This is a genomic window from Undibacterium sp. TJN25 (assembly GCF_049339885.1).
Lineage (GTDB): Bacteria > Pseudomonadota > Gammaproteobacteria > Burkholderiales > Burkholderiaceae_D > Undibacterium.
Map to the genome: position 1 here is coordinate 118794 of NZ_JBMPPM010000012.1, position 17559 is coordinate 136352.

14 protein-coding genes are annotated in these 17559 nt (G+C 56.8%); 4 read left to right on the forward strand and 10 right to left on the reverse strand.

Annotated features, from left to right (window positions below; all coding sequences use genetic code 11):
* Positions 1 to 79: 79 nt before the first annotated feature.
* Together ACO0LO_RS24710 and ACO0LO_RS24715 are read right to left on the reverse strand one after the other, a co-directional pair.
* Complete coding sequence (locus ACO0LO_RS24710) at positions 80 to 1048, reverse strand: NAD(P)H-dependent flavin oxidoreductase (RefSeq protein WP_422968424.1); 969 nt, start codon at positions 1046 to 1048, stop codon at positions 80 to 82.
* 123 nt (positions 1049 to 1171) lie between these two features.
* The gene (locus tag ACO0LO_RS24715) at positions 1172 to 2365 is read right to left on the reverse strand and encodes an acyl-CoA dehydrogenase family protein (RefSeq protein ID WP_422968426.1); all 1194 of its coding nucleotides are present in this window, start codon (positions 2363 to 2365) and stop codon (positions 1172 to 1174) included.
* A 255-nt stretch (positions 2366 to 2620) separates the two neighbouring features.
* Between ACO0LO_RS24715 and ACO0LO_RS24720 the strand changes: the two genes are divergently transcribed.
* Complete coding sequence (locus ACO0LO_RS24720; protein WP_422968428.1) at positions 2621 to 3802, forward strand: NAD(P)/FAD-dependent oxidoreductase; 1182 nt, start codon at positions 2621 to 2623, stop codon at positions 3800 to 3802.
* A 29-nt stretch (positions 3803 to 3831) separates the two neighbouring features.
* Here ACO0LO_RS24720 and ACO0LO_RS24725 read toward each other — a convergent pair whose 3' ends face one another.
* Complete coding sequence (locus ACO0LO_RS24725; RefSeq protein ID WP_422968430.1) at positions 3832 to 4266, reverse strand: hypothetical protein; 435 nt, start codon at positions 4264 to 4266, stop codon at positions 3832 to 3834.
* A 323-nt stretch (positions 4267 to 4589) separates the two neighbouring features.
* On the opposite strand from ACO0LO_RS24725, the gene ACO0LO_RS24730 reads away from it, so the two are divergent.
* Entirely contained in the window at positions 4590 to 5426 is an 837-nt protein-coding gene (locus tag ACO0LO_RS24730; protein ID WP_422968521.1) for an HDOD domain-containing protein, read from the forward strand.
* A 194-nt stretch (positions 5427 to 5620) separates the two neighbouring features.
* Here ACO0LO_RS24730 and ACO0LO_RS24735 read toward each other — a convergent pair whose 3' ends face one another.
* Positions 5621 to 6916 carry an acyltransferase family protein gene (locus tag ACO0LO_RS24735; protein WP_422968432.1) on the reverse strand — a complete coding sequence of 432 codons (1296 nt, stop codon included), beginning with the start codon at positions 6914 to 6916 and terminating at the stop codon, positions 5621 to 5623.
* A 259-nt stretch (positions 6917 to 7175) separates the two neighbouring features.
* Positions 7176 to 7361, reverse strand: a complete 186-nt coding sequence (locus ACO0LO_RS24740; RefSeq protein WP_422968434.1) for a hypothetical protein — start codon at positions 7359 to 7361, stop codon at positions 7176 to 7178.
* Positions 7362 to 7530: 169 nt separating this feature from the next.
* Between ACO0LO_RS24740 and ACO0LO_RS24745 the strand changes: the two genes are divergently transcribed.
* Positions 7531 to 7992 carry a MarR family winged helix-turn-helix transcriptional regulator gene (locus ACO0LO_RS24745; RefSeq protein WP_422968436.1) on the forward strand — a complete coding sequence of 154 codons (462 nt, stop codon included), beginning with the start codon at positions 7531 to 7533 and terminating at the stop codon, positions 7990 to 7992.
* A gap of 81 nt (positions 7993 to 8073) precedes the next feature.
* Positions 8074 to 8733, forward strand: a complete 660-nt coding sequence (locus ACO0LO_RS24750; protein ID WP_422968438.1) for a GGDEF domain-containing protein — start codon at positions 8074 to 8076, stop codon at positions 8731 to 8733.
* 41 nt (positions 8734 to 8774) lie between these two features.
* On the opposite strand, the gene ACO0LO_RS24755 is transcribed toward ACO0LO_RS24750, so the two are convergent.
* The 5 genes from ACO0LO_RS24755 to ACO0LO_RS24775 all read right to left on the reverse strand — a co-directional run bounded on the left by ACO0LO_RS24755 (position 8775) and on the right by ACO0LO_RS24775 (position 17400).
* Complete coding sequence (locus tag ACO0LO_RS24755) at positions 8775 to 9986, reverse strand: class I SAM-dependent methyltransferase (protein WP_422968440.1); 1212 nt, start codon at positions 9984 to 9986, stop codon at positions 8775 to 8777.
* A 350-nt stretch (positions 9987 to 10336) separates the two neighbouring features.
* Positions 10337 to 11854 carry an efflux transporter outer membrane subunit gene (locus tag ACO0LO_RS24760; protein ID WP_422968442.1) on the reverse strand — a complete coding sequence of 506 codons (1518 nt, stop codon included), beginning with the start codon at positions 11852 to 11854 and terminating at the stop codon, positions 10337 to 10339.
* Between the two features lie 18 nt (positions 11855 to 11872).
* A complete protein-coding gene (locus tag ACO0LO_RS24765; RefSeq protein ID WP_422968444.1) occupies positions 11873 to 15085 on the reverse strand; it encodes an efflux RND transporter permease subunit in 3213 nt (1070 codons plus the stop codon).
* A 24-nt stretch (positions 15086 to 15109) separates the two neighbouring features.
* The gene (locus ACO0LO_RS24770; protein ID WP_422968447.1) at positions 15110 to 16333 is read right to left on the reverse strand and encodes an efflux RND transporter periplasmic adaptor subunit; all 1224 of its coding nucleotides are present in this window, start codon (positions 16331 to 16333) and stop codon (positions 15110 to 15112) included.
* Positions 16334 to 16491: 158 nt separating this feature from the next.
* On the reverse strand, positions 16492 to 17400 hold the full coding sequence (locus ACO0LO_RS24775) for an alpha/beta hydrolase (RefSeq protein WP_422968523.1): 909 nt from the start codon (positions 17398 to 17400) through the stop codon (positions 16492 to 16494).
* Between the last annotated feature and the right edge of the window lie 159 nt (positions 17401 to 17559).

Genomic DNA, 17559 nt, shown 5'->3' on the forward strand with positions numbered 1-17559 from the left:
CGGCCGTGTTCGCTGAATCTTCCTTCGTTTTTCGGAGAGGATGCCGCGCACGATGCCTTGCGCCAGGCTAAGGCAAGGTCTACATTGCCCTCGCAGCCGGAGCAGATGCCAGCCGCGCTACCCGGGTCGGCAGATCGACCGCTCTCCAGTATTCACGGCTGAGGCTAGCCAGTAAATCACGGGTATCCTCCACCGACTTTGTCGCCCCTACACCATGCCCCGCAGACCAGACGCGTGTCCAGCGCCGCGCCGCATTTTTAGGGTCGGTGAAATCAACCGGAATCTCGCGTTCAAGCGCATCTATATCCAGGCCCGCGGCAATCAGGCTTTGCCTGAGCCAATAGGCGGATACCCCGGTGACGGCCTTGGTCAGCACCAGGTCTTCTATCGAGGATTCAATCAGCATCTGACGGTATTCCTGGCTGGCCAAGGTTTCTGAACAGGCGATGAAGCGGGTCCCCATCGATGCCATATCCGCCCCCAGCAATTCTGTCGCCCGTATCCCTGCCCCGTTGGTGATGCCGCCGCCGGAGACCACAATGCCGTCAAAAAATTCGCGGATTGCAGGGATCATGGAAAACGCTGCCATTTGTCCTGTGTGGCCGCCGGCTCCCGCGGTTACGAGTATCAGCCCGTCTACACCTAACTTGGAGGCCTGACGCGCCTGCTTTACCGAATTAACATCGGCAAATATCAGGCCGCCATACGCATGGATACTGTCCACGATTACGCCAGGGCTCCCAAGTGCAGTAATCACCAGCGGCGGGCGGAATTTTTCCACCAGCGCCAGGTCTTGCGCCAGCCGGTTATTGGTACGGTGTACGACTAGATTCACAGCCCACGGTGCGTCTGTGTCTGACAGCGCGCCCGAAATCTTCTGGAGCCATATTTCGAGCTCTTCCAGAGTGCGTGCATTACCGGTCGGGAAGCTGCCTATGGCGCCGGCCTTACAGCTGGCAATGACCAGTTCCGGGCTGGAAACGAGAAACATCGGGGCGACGATAAGCGGCAGTTTCAGCCTGCCGGCCCAATCTGAAGGAAGTTGCATGAAGGCTCCTATAAGAGGTGCAAGAATCTGTTGCGAAGTCAGGCTGGCCGGGCGCGACGAAAAAGACAGTACGGGCAGTACGGCCGGGAGTCGCAACAACGCCAGCGTATTTCTCGCCGTCTTCTAAAGCATGGAAGTATTGGTGGGCATGCCAAGCAGCAGGCGGCCCACCAGCTCATAAGTCGATTCGCTGACCATCATATGCTGCGTGGCGACGTGCACATCCCGCAGGCAGCGCTGGAGCGGCGAAGTATCGAATATGGCACTGCCGCCGGCGATTCTGTGCATGCGGCTGACGATTTCGGCAGCCTCTTCGACCGCATAAGTGGTGGCCAATCGTATATTCCAGCGCTGCTGCAGCGATATTTCAGACTTCATTGCGGCATCCCACGCCTCGTCCACGGCATTGAGCAGGAAGGCACGTGCCGCCTGCCATCTCGCTTCCGAACGCGCAGCGTGTTCCTGCGTGGACGCGCGCTCTGCCAGCAGCTTCGCGCTGCCCTGAGGCGTTTTCTGGTTTGCCAGTGCCAGCACCTCGTCCATTGCGCTCCTGGCAATGCCGAGCGCCACTGACGCGATGCCCACGCCAAGCAATCCGAAAATCGGGAATTTGTAGAGAGGTGTCGCAAGCGGCGTGTCGGTCAGCAGCGCCGCAGACCGGGTGACAGGAACAAACAGGTCCTTGACGCCGTAGTCATTGCTGCCGGTGCCACGCAGTCCCACCGTATGCCAGGTATCGAAGATATCGACCTGGTCTGCGCTAAACAGCATGGAGCGGACATTCGGGGTGCCGTTGCCGGTATTCTCCGGCTTGCCTTCGGCATCCATGACCAGGCATCCGCCCGTGATGTAATCTGCATTCCTGCTGCCGGAGCCCCATGGCCAGCGGCCACTGACTAGAAAGCCGTCAATACCGTCACGGGTTACCCGCACGGCACGGCCGCGCGGCGCAAACACGCCGGCGCATTTGACACCGGGGTTGGCGAAGACTTGCCGTGCTTCTTCAGCAGGCAGATACGCGCCGATGGTCGCCGAGGTACAGGAAATAAATGCGCACCAGCCTGCCGATGCATTGGAGCGCGACAGCAGTTCAATGACTTCGATAAACGTATGAACGTCCACCTCGTAGCCGCCGTAGATTGCCGGCGTCAGCATCCGGTATAGGCCGGCGTCGGCCATTTCTGTCGCTATTTGTTGCGGAAGAAAGCGGTTTTCTTCTATAACTCCGCTCTCGCCCGCCAATTTGATGGCCATCCGGCTTGCGATGGCAAGCAGGTCCTTGCGCCGTGACAGGTCGTAGCCGTGCGGGTCATTCATGATTGTCTCCGGTGAGCGCTTCTTGCGTTGAAGCTTATGTGGATGTGCGTATAATTTATCCGAGTGGATAATTATCGTCAACTTATTTTTATCCATATGGATAAAATACGCGGGGCTGTCGCCTTGCATACTATCCGTGACCGCAAAGATTGAGCGGGCTGGCCGGCACTGCCTGGTATACAATTTCCCCAGCACAGTCTGATGGCAGTGGCAATATTCCGACGCAAATTCGCATCTCCCAATCACAGGACAATAATGAGCACATCAAAACACCGCTACGATGCCGTCATCATCGGCGGAGGCATCATGGGCAGCAGCGTTGCCTACTTCCTCAAGCGAGCTGATCCCGCAATGGAGGTAGCGGTAATAGAGCCGGATCCTACTTATGAATATGCGTCCACAGTGCGCGCTTCCGGTGGTGCGCGGCGGCTGTTCTCTTGCCCTGAAAATATTGCGATGTCGAATTTCAGTATTGACTTCATCCAGCGCTTCCCTGCCGACATGGCGGTCAACGGCGAACCCGCACCGGTGGACTGGGTGCAGCAAGGTTATCTGTTTATCGTGCACGGGCAGGCCATGCGCGTGCTGGAAGAAAACGCCGTGACGCAACGCTCCCTTGGCGCCGATATCCGGCTGCTGGATCGCGAAGGCTTGCGCAGCTTGTTTCCCTCCATGTATGTGGATGATCTGGACGGCGGCGCATATTCGCCTGGCGACGGCTGGTGTGATCCTTCCAGTTTTTTGCAGGGGCTGCGCAAGAAGGCGCGCTCCCTCGGAGTGGACTATATCCAGGACAAGGTGGCATCGCTGCGGCATGTCGGCTCCGCCGTCACGCATGCAACGCTGGAATCGGGCCGTGAGTTGGCGGCGGATGTATTTGTCAATGCCGCCGGCGCCTGGTCTGCAGGCGTCAGCAACATGCTTGGCATGGCTTTACCTGTGAGCCCGCTGCGGCGCTTTGAGCATTTTTTCACCGGGCAAAACAGGATCGAACCGCTGCCGTACGTGAAAGACTTGAACCGGCTGGCCTTCCGGCCTGAGGGCAACGGCTATTCCGGCGGGCTGGTCAATTCGGATGAGGCCCGGGGCTTTCATTTCGACGTGGACCACGGCTATTTTGAGCGCGTAGTCTGGCCGGCGCTGGCGCACCGTTTCCCCACGGCGTTTGAAGGGGCCAGGTGCCACCGTACCTGGTCGGGACTATACGAGTTATGCGAACTGGATGGCAATCCCATCATCGGCAACTGGAAAAGCGGTTTCGAGAATTTTTATGTGGTCGCGGGCTTTTCCGGCCATGGCATGATGCACGCGCCGGCGGCGGGCCGGGGCATCGCGGAGCTCATTACCACCGGACGCTACCAGACGATAGACCTGGACAAATTCGGTTACGGCCGCGTAGAACGGAACGAAGCCTATCCGGAACGGGGCATATTGTAGGTGAGAGATAAATGCTGCGGCAGGTCGCTTTAGCTGCGGCGCATCCGGTACTCAAAGACATACCAGAAAAATGCAAACAGGAAGGGGCACGCGCCCATCAACAGCAACAGCGAATAGTCATTATGGATCAGTTCCATCCATGGGTTAGGCGGTGGCGGGGGCGGCAGCTTCCGTTCCACGGTGACTTTGGGCAGGGGCGGAGGCAGGAAAGATTCAGCGGAGGATGCTGGATTGGCCTCCGGCGAAGATGCTGCTGAGGAAGCCGCGGTTGTTGTGGGGAGCGATGCCGCTGCCAATGGCGCTAAAGAGGCGTCCCCTGCGTCTTTCAGCCCCAATTTTTCGCATGCCTGATCTGCTGTGATTTTTTTGCCTTCTGCGTCAATACAGTTATTGATGACATTGGCAGATGCCAGGCTGGAAATGCCTAGCAGAAAGATTGATATTAGAATTTTCATATCAATCATTCTAACCTTGGCGATTGAGGAAAATCAAATACTAGCGCTGGTCCGACGCCGCGATTGTTGTTCTGGTTTATCTTTTGCGACAAGGCCACGCCGGGATGTATGCTACCGCTCAATATCAGCTTGCTTGAAAAAGAAGCAAGTGCACAAGCAGGCAAATGGGGCTAACAATTTAATCTCAGGGGTATATAATTAATTTATTGCCGTAAGGAATTTTTTGGCGATACATTTTTGCTTCGCTCGCCGGAGCGGCAGGTATACCATGCAAGTAGACTGAAGGAATCCAGTCCATTGCGGGCATTCATAAAACCATAATGGGAGACATGATGGACAGGCTTGAAATTTTCAGAGAAATTGCAACCCAAGCCAGCAAGGGCGAACTCACCTTCCCTGCCAACGTGAATGCCTCGCTGAAGCTGCAGCAAGCGCTGGAAGATCCAGATTGCCATATCGATGCAGCGGCCAAAATGGTAATGGCGGAGCCTTTGCTTTCTGCGCGCACGGTGGCAATTGCCAACTCGGCAGCCTATAACCGTTCCAACAACGAAATTACCAATGTCAAGGCAGCTGTCAGCCGACTGGGTTTCCGCACGCTCAAATCCATGGTCGCATCGGTCATCGTGCGCCAGTTGAACAGCAAGCTGACCGATCCCGCGCTGAAAGCCAAGGCTGCCCAGCTGTGGGAGCATTCGGCCCATGTCGCCGCGCTGGCGCAAGTCATCGCCAAGCGCGTCACCAAGGTGGATGCCGATACGGCGATGTTCGCGGGCATCGTGCACGAGGTTGGCGGCTTTTACCTGATTTCCCGCGCCGAGGAATATCCTGGCTTGCTGGATGGCGACCCTGAGGACTGGGTCGAATATGGCGAAAAACTGATAGGACGCGGCGTGCTGAAAAAACTTGGCGTGCCCGATGGCGTGATGACCGCGGTGGAAGCCTTATGGCACGGCGTGCGCGCGATCCCGCCGGAAACGCTGGGTGATACGCTGCTGCTGGCCAATGATCTGGCGCGCGTAGTATCTCCGCTGCACCAGAAAGAAGGCGTGACCATCAAGCAGACTGCAGCGGCGATCAACTTCGAAGTGGATGGCGGCACGCTGCACAGCATACTCGCTGATTCGGAAGAGGAAATCGAGTCGCTGACTGCAGCCCTGCTAGTGTAGTTTCACTCAGCAGCAAGCAAGCAGCAGAAGCGGCATAGGCTTCAAGCTGGCGCGTATCTCCGTAATGAAAAAAGCGGCCGACAGTAGCGCCAGCGGAAAGATCGCAGATGGTCACAACGCGCCTGCGGCGCCTATCGCGTTCCCCCCCCCTTGAATTGATCATCTGCATCTGGTGTGGAGGGCGAGTTGACGCCCTACTCTTTCGCTTCCTGTATGCGCGCCGCAGACATGTCTTCAAGCATCTGCTTCAATTTGCCATGTTCTTTCTCCAGGTCAGACATGCGTTGTCTGATGGCTTGCGCTGTTTCCTTCGCAGAGGGGGCGACGAAAAGACGCATCCAGCGTTTTGTCTCGAATACCTTGCTGAAGTAATAAGCAAAACCCAGACATGCCGCGCTGCCTGCAAAAGAGAGGATAAGAAATGCCTGATGCTGGGTTTTTTGCGGCATCAGGAGGTCCAGTGCATGCGACAGCGTCGCCAGGATGGGGATATGCACCAGATAGAGCGAGTAGGAAAATCCTCCTATCCATACCAGCGCTCTGGCCTCCAGAAATTTTCGGGCAAAGTGTTCCCGCGGTAATCTGCTCAGGCCAGCCAGAACCAGTGCCGTCACGGCCCCCGTTACCGGATCAATCAGATGGGTATGCTCCATGAACAGGTGCACATTGTCGCTGTCAATGATCCTGTATTGCCATAGCAGCCAGCCGAGTGGCAGCAGCATCAGCGCTGCGGCAGCCCACACCGTCCGGCGATACCTGCCGCTTCGTTGCGTGCCGTTTTCTCCGAATGCAAACCACGCTGAAACTATGCCCATGACAAACAGCAGCACAAAATACGGCGGTTGCGGCACTGTCATTTGTAGAGAACCCACAATGATGGATGCATTCAGCGACCGCCAGGTAAGCCCGGCCGCCAGCACGGCGCCGGCGATCAGCAAAGTCCATGCGCCGAATTTTCTCAGCAGCCAGATCGCCAATGGAAACAGAAAGTACAAGTGCCATTCCGTTGCAATGCTCCAGAACGGGCCGTTGATGTTGTTGAATTGAGGGAAAAAATCCTGCAACAGCAGGATATTGCTCCAGAAAACCTGATAAGGCATTTCTGAAGTCAAACCGACCGGGCTCCGGGCCCAGCTAATGATAGGCAGAACAAAATTGATCAGTAAAATAAGCAGCAATACGGCGAAATAAGGCGGCAGGATACGCAGGCTGCGAGCTTTGAAATAAGCGTATAGCCCAGTCCGCATGCGGTTGCCGTTTCTGACCACCGGCAATGCCAGGCAAAAGCCGGACAGCACCAGGAAAACATCTACTCCCATGTGCAGGTAAGGCAGGACATTGAGCGGCAAGGTCAGCAGCGAAGTATGGTGTTCCCAGCCGTATGTGAACAAATGGATATGGCCGAACATGACCCATAACGCCGCCAAGGCTCTTAATCCATCCAGAAAATCAAGGCGAAAGGCGGTATTTGTTGCTGCGGAATTCTGCATTCTTGGTTTCTGAAGCTGGTGTCTGTCAGACGCCGGCGTCGCCAAACATCAAAAAAGCGGAAATATCACGAGAGACTGGATCGCACCGTCAGGGCGACAGGCAGCAGGCGTAAGAATGGTGTTTCTACAACTGCATCTCAGGTACCGGGCTTGGTATGGCTGGATTGTAACGCAATTGTAAAGAAATTGTAGCATCGTTGTAACATAGCAAGATGTCCGCCGACTCAGCAAATGGGTGTTCCGGCGAACGTCCTTGCAGTTATTTCTTCCCCATGTATGTCATTGTGCATGCATCGCAAGCTTCTATCAGATGCAGCAAATGTTCTATTTCTGCCCTGTCAGCGGCTGTGGTTGCCTTACCCCAAAGCTGGTCCAGCCGGGCCGCCGCAGCTTGATATTCGTCTCTCGTAATCATGTCGGCTTCAATTTCCTGTTGCATGTTCATGAATAGTCTCCACCTTAACAATAAGCAGGATTGTCAAGAATATTGAAAGCGAGGCGCGTAATATAGTCATAATAGCCACGTGGTGAATATCGGACCATATACAGCCTTGGCTTTTTGTTGATACTATCAACTAGTTTATGAATTGTCGTTGACAATGTCAACTAAAAATATGAAAAACTTAAACGACGCGGTGCTGGAACAATTTTTCGGTTTGATGCATCAGTTCAAATCGCATATGCACCAGGCCTTAAGCTCGGACAAGTTTGAACTGGGCCCCATAGGCGCGCAGGCTTTGGGGTTTTTCGACGCCCATCCAAAAGGCACGCAGCGAGACCTGATCCGTTATTTCGGCCGCGATAAAGCACAGGTGACGAGGCTGCTAAAGCAACTGGAAGAGCGCGGCCTGATCGTGCGTGAAGTGGATGAGGATGACAAGCGTTCCTACCGGGTGACGCTGACGCCTGCTGGCAAATCCCAGCAGGCTATCGTGCACAAGCACAAGCAGCAGATCGCCGAGACGATGATGGCGGGTTTCGACGCCGGCGAACGGGCTACGCTGATTGCCCTGCTCGGCCGCATGAAAAGCAATGTCGAGAGCAGTGAAAACGGCGAAGTTAGTTGCAATAGTTAAACAAATTGCGATAATCTGGCGCTGCTTTCAGCTTCGTCGTCTAGACGTTCATTTAATGCCCACTGTTACCTGGAGACCGATGTGCCCAATCAGCCCAAGCAGGATATCAACGATCTGACTACACATCTCACGCATCTGGTAGAAAAAATAAAAACCGGCGCCGACACCGGCGCCATTATCCAGGATCTGCAGGCAGCACTGGAAGCCTTGAGCGCCGTTTCCACACACGATAGCCTGACGGGAGCGCTGAACCGACGCGGCCTGTTGCAAAAGCTGGATGCAGAGCTGGATCGGGCCAAGCGCACCGGCCACCCGTTTTCTTTTGCCGTCATCGGCATTGACCAATTCCCCGTGCTGGTGGAACGGCACGGCAAAGCCGCTGGCGACCAGATACTCCGGAACCTGACGCAAGCCGCCCTGCAATTGCTGCGCTCGCTGGACTCTTTCGGTCGTGTCGGGGAAAGCGAGTTCGCAATTGTCCTGCCTACTACCTGGCTAGACCAGAGCGGGAAAGCAATTGCGCGCCTCACCTCTGCGGTAGCTGCGGTAGACTGGGCCGGCGTGGTGGCGGGACTGGAGATCAGCTTTTGCAGTGGCCTCACGACCAATGCCCATGGGGACACCGGCGAAGACATGTTGCAACGTGCTTCTGAGGCACTGGTTCAGGCGAGGGCTAAGGGGCCAGGCTCCAGCGTCCAGCTGGAACAGAGCTTGCCCGATTTCGATCCCAACTTGCTGTAACCGTAAAAAAGGCTGCAAATGCAGCCTTTTTTCATCCCGGTTCATGCCTTTTTGTCGTACATGTACTTTCTTGACCACGGCAACTCCTCTTGGTTGCGGCCAGCCTTGGTACAGACTACCTGGTACAGCGAAATCCAGTCTGATTCAAACGCATAAGCGCAGCCCGCCAGGTAAACCCGCCAGATACGGTAACGTCTGTCGCCGGCAATGTCCTGGATCTGCTCCGCATGCTGCTCAAAATTCTCAGCCCATATCGCACAGGTTTTTGCATAGTGGCGCCTCAGGTTTTCCACGTCCAGCGCCTCCAGTCCCCCTTCCTGCATCGTCTTCAGCACCAGCCCTATGTGCGGCAGCTCTCCGTGAGGGAATACATAACGCTCAATGAATTCTCCGCCGCCGTACGGGGTTTCGCCGCTTTCCGAATCGGTGGACGTGATGCCGTGGTTCATCGCGATGCCGCCGTCGGCCAGCAGGCTATGGATTTTGCTGAAGTAGGATTGCAGATTCAGCAGGCCGACATGCTCGAACATGCCGACGCTGGTGATACGGTCAAAGCTGCCGGTCACGTCGCGATAATCCTGCAGCCGGATTTCTATTTTGTCGCTCAAGCCGAGTTCCGCCACCCGCTGCCTTGCCAGCTCGGCCTGGTTTTCCGACAGCGTAACGCCAACACAGTGCGCCCCGTATTTTTGTGCAGCGCGTATTACCAGCCCTCCCCAGCCGCAGCCGATGTCCAGCAGTTTGTCGCCTGGGCGCACGCGTATCTTGGTCAGGATGTGGTCGACTTTTTTCAATTGCGCAGTTGCCAGATCCTCGTCGCCGTTTTCAAAATAGGCACAGGAATACAGCATGTTTTCGTCCAGCCACAGCTGGTAAAAATCATTCGATACGTCGTAGTGATAGCGTATCGCTTCCGCATCCTTGGCTTTGCTGCGACCGAAAGAACGCCTGATCCTGGCAAATTTCCCTTCCTGCTTCAGCGTGCTGGACGCAAGCTCGCCGCCGATGGAAATAATTTCACTGGGTTTGCCGACAATATCGATCTTGCCGTCGACATAGGCAGAGCCGAGATTGGACAGCGATGGCGTCAGCAGGTAGCTCAATGCCGAGGCTTGCGGGATGCGGATGATTACTTTAGGCGGGGCCTGGCTCAGATCGAAATGCTTTCCATTCCACAATTCAACCCGTAAAGGCAGCACCATTTTCTGGGTGACGCTGCTGACCCATTGTTCTAGTTTATGCTCTAAAAACACTTTTACCCTCCAGAAAAAAGCAAGTCGGGCGACATCCGGGCTTGCTGATGACATTTGCCCGACGTGATATCAGGCACTGGATAATGGAAGCGGTTTCGGTATGACGTTTCCAGAATGCTGCTTGAAGGAACGAAAGAATTTTTTGGAAAATCAAAGAAGCAACTTCGTTAGATGTAACAATACATCGTTTTCCGTTTCAAAGTTTGACTAGCGTTTTTTTGGGGCGTGGATGCAACAGCGGCAGGCTGTATCCAATCGCATGGCCGTGACGAAAAAAAACGCATTCCCGAGGGAATGCGTTATGAAAGCCAGAGATACTCTGGACAAGGGAAACAAGGGGCCGTCGGTAACTAGTCCGCTTTTGCCACGGCATTCGCCGCGCTGCCCGGCTTTGCGGTAACAGCGATTGGCGCCTGAGTTGCACTCCAGCCGCCGCCGATAGCACGGATCAGGTTGACGGCGGATTTCGCCCTGGCGCCATCCAGTTGTGCGGCCGAGCGCTGCTGCTGCAGCACGGTGCGGTCGGCGTCAATCACGTTCAGGTAGCTGACTGAGCCTTCGCGGTACTGGATGTGTGACAGTTTGGCAGCCCGCTCCGCGGCTTGTACCGCGTCGTCCTGCGCACGGGTCTGGTCGCCCAGGATACGCAGGTCGGCCAGGTTGTCTTCCACTTCCTTGAAGGCATTCAGCACGGTCTGGCGGTAGTTGGCCACGTCTTCCTCATACACGGCGCGTGCCTTGTCGACGCCTGCCTGGCGGCGACCACCGTCAAACAGCGGCATCGACAGCAGAGGCCCCAGCAGGAAGGTACGGCTGCTCCAGTTGAACAGTTCGCCCAGGCCGGCAGACTCAAAGCCGAAGGCTCCGGTAATGTCCAGGCGAGGGAAAAATGCTGAGCGCGCCACGCCGATACGGGCATTGGCAGCTGCCATGCCGCGCTCTGCAGCAGCGATGTCGGGACGGCGCTCCAGCAGCGACGAAGGCAGGCCAGGCGGCACGTTGACGGCAATCCGCGACAGCGGGCGTGCCGCAAAGTTGAATTCTGCCGGCGCCTTGCCCAGCAGGATAGCCAGCGCATGTTCTGCCGTGGCGCGGGTGCGTGCCACACCCAGTGAATCAGCCTGCGCCGAAGCCAGTTCTGCCTTGGCGCGCGCCAGGTCCAGCTCACTGATGTCGCCTTCGTCAAAACGCGTTTGCACCAGTTTCAAGGTTTGCTGGCGCAATTCCACCGTGCCGGAGAACAGAGCCTGTTCGGCATCCAGCTCCCGTAGCAGGAAGTAGGCTTGCGCCACGTCCGCCTGCAAAGCCAGCTGCACCGATTGGAACAGTGCTTCGCTTTGCTGCGTATCCGCGTTGGCGGCATTGACAGTAGAGGCAACACGACCGAACAGATCGAGCTCGTAAGACGCTCCCAGCGTGCCGCTGAAGGTATTGCCGGTCGGCATGGGCGTGTTATCAGGCACACCTTGCGACACCGGGGACGGCCTTCCCCGGCTGGCGCCGAGGCCCGCATTCACCTGCGGGAACAGCTCAGAGCGCGCATCCTGCCGCAGTGCGCGTGATTGCTTCAGCCTGGCGGCTGCCGCCTTCAGGCTCTGATTGGCTGTTTGCGCCTGCGTTTCCAGGTCGTTCAGGCTGGCATCGCCAAAAATCTTCCACCATTTGCCGCGCGCCATGTTTTCAGAAGGCTGGGCTTCTTTCCATGCAGTGTTTGCCTGATTCTCCTGAACTGGCCCGGTTTCCTTGAATGCGGCCGGCGTGCTGACTTCGGGACGCTCATACGTCGGCGCCACCGAACAGCCCGCCAGCACCAGCAACAGCATCAGCAGCGACGAAGCGGATCTAAAGGGTTTAATTGTATTCATCATTTTATGCTCCACACTTTCTCAGGATTGCAGCGGTGCTGCATGGTCGGCGTCGTGCCCATGTGCGACGGCAGGAGCTTCATGCACTACAGCCGAATGCAGCTTGCGGCCGCCGCTGGCGGAACGCAGCAACACATAGAACACCGGCGTCAGGAACAGGCCGAACAGTGTCACGCCCAGCATGCCGAAGAACACCGCAACACCCATTGCATGGCGCATTTCCGAACCTGGACCACTGGAAGTCACCAGCGGCACCACGCCCATGATGAACGCGATAGACGTCATCAGGATAGGACGCAGACGCAGGCGGCTGGCATCGATCGCAGCCTGCAGGGGCGTGCTGCCCTGCAATTCCAGTTCCCGCGCAAACTCCACGATCAGGATCGCATTCTTTGCCGACAAGCCCACCAGCACCATCAGGCCGATCTGGGTAAAGATATTGTTGTCGCCGCCGGTCAGCCATACGCCGGTCAACGCAGCCAGCAGGCTCATCGGTACGATCAGGATGACGGCCAACGGCAAGGTCAGGCTTTCATACTGTGCGGCCAGCACGAGGAACACCAGCAGCACGCTGATAGGGAAAACCCACATACCGGCATTGCCCGCCAGGATCTGCTGATACGTCAGGTCAGTCCATTCAAACTTGATGCCGGAAGGCAGGGTCTTGGCAGCAATACGTTCTGCCGCAGCCTGGGCCTGGTTCGACGAGTAGCCGGGAGCTGGGCCGCCGTTGATATCGGCAGCGGTATAGCCGTTATAGCGCACTACCATTTCTGGGCCGAAGCTCGGCGTTACCTTGACCAGTGAGGACAGCGGCACCATTTCACCGGCAGTATTGCGGGTTTTCAGCTGCAGGATGTCTTCCGGCTTGGAACGGAACGGTGCATCCGCCTGGGCACGCACCTGGTACACGCGGCCGAAACGGTTAAAGTCGTTCACATACAGGGAGCCGAGATAGATCTGCATCGTGTCGAATACATCGGTCACGGGCACGCCCAGCTGCTTGGCTTTGACACGGTCCAGATCCACGTCCAATTGCGGCACATTGATCTGGTAGCTGGAGAACATCGGGCCCAGTTCAGGTGCTGTCTTGGCGGCAGCAATGAAGGCCTGCGCTGCGGCATCCAGTTCGGCGTAACCCAGCGCGCTCTTATCCTCGATCTGCATCTTGAAGCCCCCTACCGTGCCCAGGCCCATGACTGGCGGCGGAGGAAATACGGCGATGAAAGCATCCTTGATACCGGAGTATTTCTGGTTCAGTTTGCCGGCAATGGCATCGGCCGACAACTCCTTGCTGCGACGTTCTTCGAAAGGCTTCAGCGTCACAAATACAATACCGGCGCTGGAGCTGTTGGTGAAGCCGTTAATCGACAGGCCAGGGAACGCAACCGCGCTTTCGACGCCAGGTTCTTTCAGAGCAATGTCGGACATGCTGCGAATCACCGATTCAGTACGGTCCAGCGTTGCACCGTTAGGCAGTTGCGTGAAACTGATCAGGTATTGCTTGTCTTGCCCCGGAACGAAGCCGCCTGGAACAATATAGGAAACACCAACAGCCAGCAGCAGCAACACCGCATACACGCCCATCATCGCGCCCTTGCGTGAGATGACGCCGGTCACGCCCCTGGAATAGTTTTCCGAACCGCGGTTGAACATGCGGTTGAAGGCATTGAAGAAGCGGCCGAACAGGCGGTTCATGATCTTGGTCAGCCAGTCTGGCTTGGCATCATGGCTTTTCAGCAGGATCGCCGCCAGGGCTGGCGACAGCGTCAGCGAGTTGAACGCGGAAATCACGGTGGAAATCGCAATCGTCATCGCAAACTGCTTGTAGAACTGGCCAGTCAGGCCGGTCATGAAAGCCAATGGCACGAAAACGGCTACCAGTGTCAGTGCAATCGCGACGATAGGACCGCTGACCTCTCGCATGGCGCGGTAGGTTGCTTCTTTCGGCGTCAGCCCCGCGGCGATATTCCGCTCGACGTTTTCCACCACCACGATCGCATCATCGACGACGATACCGATCGCCAGCACCATACCGAACAGGGACAGGGCATTGATGGAATAACCGAAGCCCAGCATCAGAGAGAACGTGCCCACGATGGAAACCGGCACCGCCAGCAAAGGAATCAGCGAAGCACGCCAGGTTTGCAGGAACACGATCACGACCAGTACCACCAGTGCAATCGCTTCAAGCAGGGTTTCCACTACTGCGTGGATACTGGAACGGACGAATTGCGTAGGATCATAGACAATCCGGTATTCGACCGAACTGGGGAAATCCGCCGACAGTTCTTTCATCGCAGCGCGCACCTGGTCTGAAACATCCAGCGCATTGGCGCCGGGAGCCTGGAAGATGGGGATGGCGACAGCAGGTTTGTTGTCCAGCAGCGAGCGCAGGCCGTATTCAGACGCAGCCAGCTCAATGCGGGCAACATCGGACAAATGGGTGACAGCGCCGTCCGTGGAGGTCTTCAGGATGATGCCGCCGAACTCGGCTTCGCTTTTAAGCCGGCCTTGCGCATTGACGTTGAACTGCAAAGGCGTATCGGGCAGGCTTGGCGAAGCGCCAATGACACCGGCAGCAACCTGCACGTTCTGCTCGCGGATAGCGGCGACCACGTCGGACGCCGTCAGGCCGCGCTGCGATACCTTTTGCGGATCTAGCCATACGCGCATCGCATAGTCGCCGGAACCGAACAGACCAACCTCGCCCACGCCCTTGATACGGGCCAAGCGATCTTTCACGTTCAGTACCGCATAGTTGCGCAGATAGGTCATGTCATAGCGGTTGTCCGGCGAGATCAGATGGACCACCATCGTCAGCGCAGGAGAACTCTTCAGCGTCGTCACACCCAGGCGCTGCACGTCGGGCGGCAGGCGCGGGAGCGCTTGCGAAACGCGGTTCTGCACCAGTTGCTGTGCCTTATCGGGGTCTACGCCCAGTTTGAAGTTGACAGTCACCGTCAGGTTGCCGTCGCTATTGGCCTGCGACTGCATGTACAGCATGTTTTCCACGCCGTTGATAGATTCTTCCAGCGGGGATGCTACCGTTTCGGCAATCACCTTGGGGTTGGCGCCCGGATACTGTGCGCGCACCACGACGGAAGGGGGAACCACTTCGGGATATTCCGAAATGGGCAACTGGAACATGGACAAGCCACCTGCCAGCAAAATAAGCACCGATAGCACCCCTGCAAAAATGGGGCGATCGATGAAGAACTTTGAAATATTCATATTAATTCTCGTTGTCTAGGTGTCTTAAGACTTATTGGCAGCAACGGTCTTGCTTGTGCTGGGTCCGGCACTGGGGATGGCGGCAAGTTTGGCCATGGGAACGACGTTGGGAGTGATCGTGTCGCCCGGACGGGTGCGTTGCAAACCGTTGACGACGATGCGCTCACCGGCTTTCAGTCCGTTTTCCACGATCAGCAGGTCATCCTGTTTGGCGCCGATGTGCACTTCGCGATAGGCAGTGTGGTTTTCCTTGTCCACGGTCAGCACGAAGCGTTTGCTCTGGTCTGTGCCTATCGCCTTTTCATCGATCAGCAGCGCATCATGCGGAGCGCCGCCGCCGAGGCGGATACGGGCATACAGGCCGGGCAGCAACAGGCCGTCCTGATTGTCGAACACGGCGCGCACGCGGATGGTGCCGGAGGAGGTATCGATACGGTTATCGATCGATGTCACCTTGCCCTGGCGGGAATAGCCGTCTTCGTTAGCCAGGCCCAGGAATACCGGCACCTGCGTGTTTTTGGCTTGGGCCGGATTCACGTATTTGAGGAAACTTTGTTCATCGACATCGAACGACGCATATACCTGGGATACCGACACCAGCGTGCTCAAAGGAGGCGAGCTCGTACCTACAGCGATGACGTTGCCTACGGTGATTTCCGCACGCGAGATGCGCCCTGCTACGGGAGCCGTGATCTGCGTATATTCCAGGTTCAGTTTGGCGGCTTTCAACGCGGCTTGCGCAGCCAGCACATTGGCAGCGGCTTCGCGCGACGCGTTTTGCTTCTCTTCATAGTCGCGGCGCGCAATCGCGTTTTCCGTCAGCAGGCGTTCGCCGCGGGCGACGTCGGATGCTGTATACGCTGCTCGCGCTTCGGCAGCAGCCAGCTGCGCTTGCACCCTGGCTACTTCAGCAGCGTAAGGCCGTGGATCGATGGTAAACAGCGGATCGCCTTTTTTAACCAGTGCGCCATCCTTGAAATGAACAGCTGTCAGCGTGCCGCCTACCAGGGGGCGGATTTCTACGCGGTCGACTGCTTCCAGTTTTCCCGAATAGCTTTGCCAGTCGACAATCTTGCGGCTGACGACTTCTGCCACGTCGACTGTGGTCGCCGGCGGAGCGGCTTTGGTTTCAGTATTGCTGGCATGCACGCGGATGGCCCCAACCGTGCCTGCGGCGGCGATGGCAACAACGATGGCGGCGCTGACGGCGATGGACAGGCGGCTGCGGGTGAGTGGAGAGTTAGACATGATGGTCCTTGTAAATGTTTTAAGGGTGTTCAAAAAGTTTCAAAAAATTTCAAAGCGATTTGTTCCGGATTTTGTGTTAGGGGCATACTAGTTACTCTCCAATTTCGATAAACTTCGGTTTTTGCTTTTGAATTTGGCAATGTGCTTATTTAGGCAGCTTATTTATCGCTGTCCTCGCCGCTGTCTTCATCCTTGATTGCGGAAGCAGCAGCTTTTTTTCTCGAATGGGGCTTGGCATTGAGGCGGCGGCGCAGGAACTCGGCTACTTCAGTCAGCGCTGGCGCGTGTTCACGCAAAGAGGCGTGCTTGACGCCGGCAAAGCGGGCTACCTGCGTGGGTACGCCGACAGTGATCAGCGCCGCGGCATATTTTTCTGCCTCTATATGCAGTACGTCGTGTTCCGCCGTGGCGATGAAGGCGGGTGGCAAGCCGCTAAGGCGGCGTGATTCCAGCGGCGCCGCATAAGGATGCAGGCGCTGCAGCGACCTGGGCAGGTACTGACGGTAGCATTCTGCGCATTCCTGCGGAGTCAGGTCGGATTCGAGGCGTTTGGCATCGCCCAGACGAGTCATGCTGGGATCGAGCATCGGGCCGATCAGGGCCTGGGCAAGGATGGGCGTGGCATTGCGGTCGCGGGCAATCAGCGTCAGGCAGGTTGCCAGGTTGCCACCTGCATCGTCGCCGGCAACTGCGAGGCGGCTGGCATTGGCGTTGATGGCGCCGGCGTTTTTGCCTACCCATGCCATCGCTGCATAAGCGTCTTCAGGAGCGGCGGGAAAGGGCTTGGCAGGCGCCAGTGCGTAGCCGACTGACAGCACCAGCACGTTGCTGTTTCTTGCAATAAACTGCGCAGGCATGTCGGCATCGTCCAGCGAACCGCTGATGAAGCCGCCGCCATGGAAGTACAGCACTACCGGCAAAACGGCAGTGCCTTGCGGCCGATAGAGCCGCACCGGAATCGACCCTACAGGCCCCGGAATGATGAAGTTGTCGATCTGCAAAGGCGGTTCAGCCTCGCTTACCGTCTTTTTCTTTGTTTTTTTTGCAATTACTGTTGATGCGTCCATCATGTCGTCGCGGATAACCGCTCCATTGATTTGAGAGTGGGACGAATAGTAGGTCCGACACGTTTTCGGATAAACATCTATAATTGAACAAGACTATTCGGCCAGGACGACTAATCCGGCGCCTAATTCCATTTATACTTCGGTCAAGTAAAAATACGC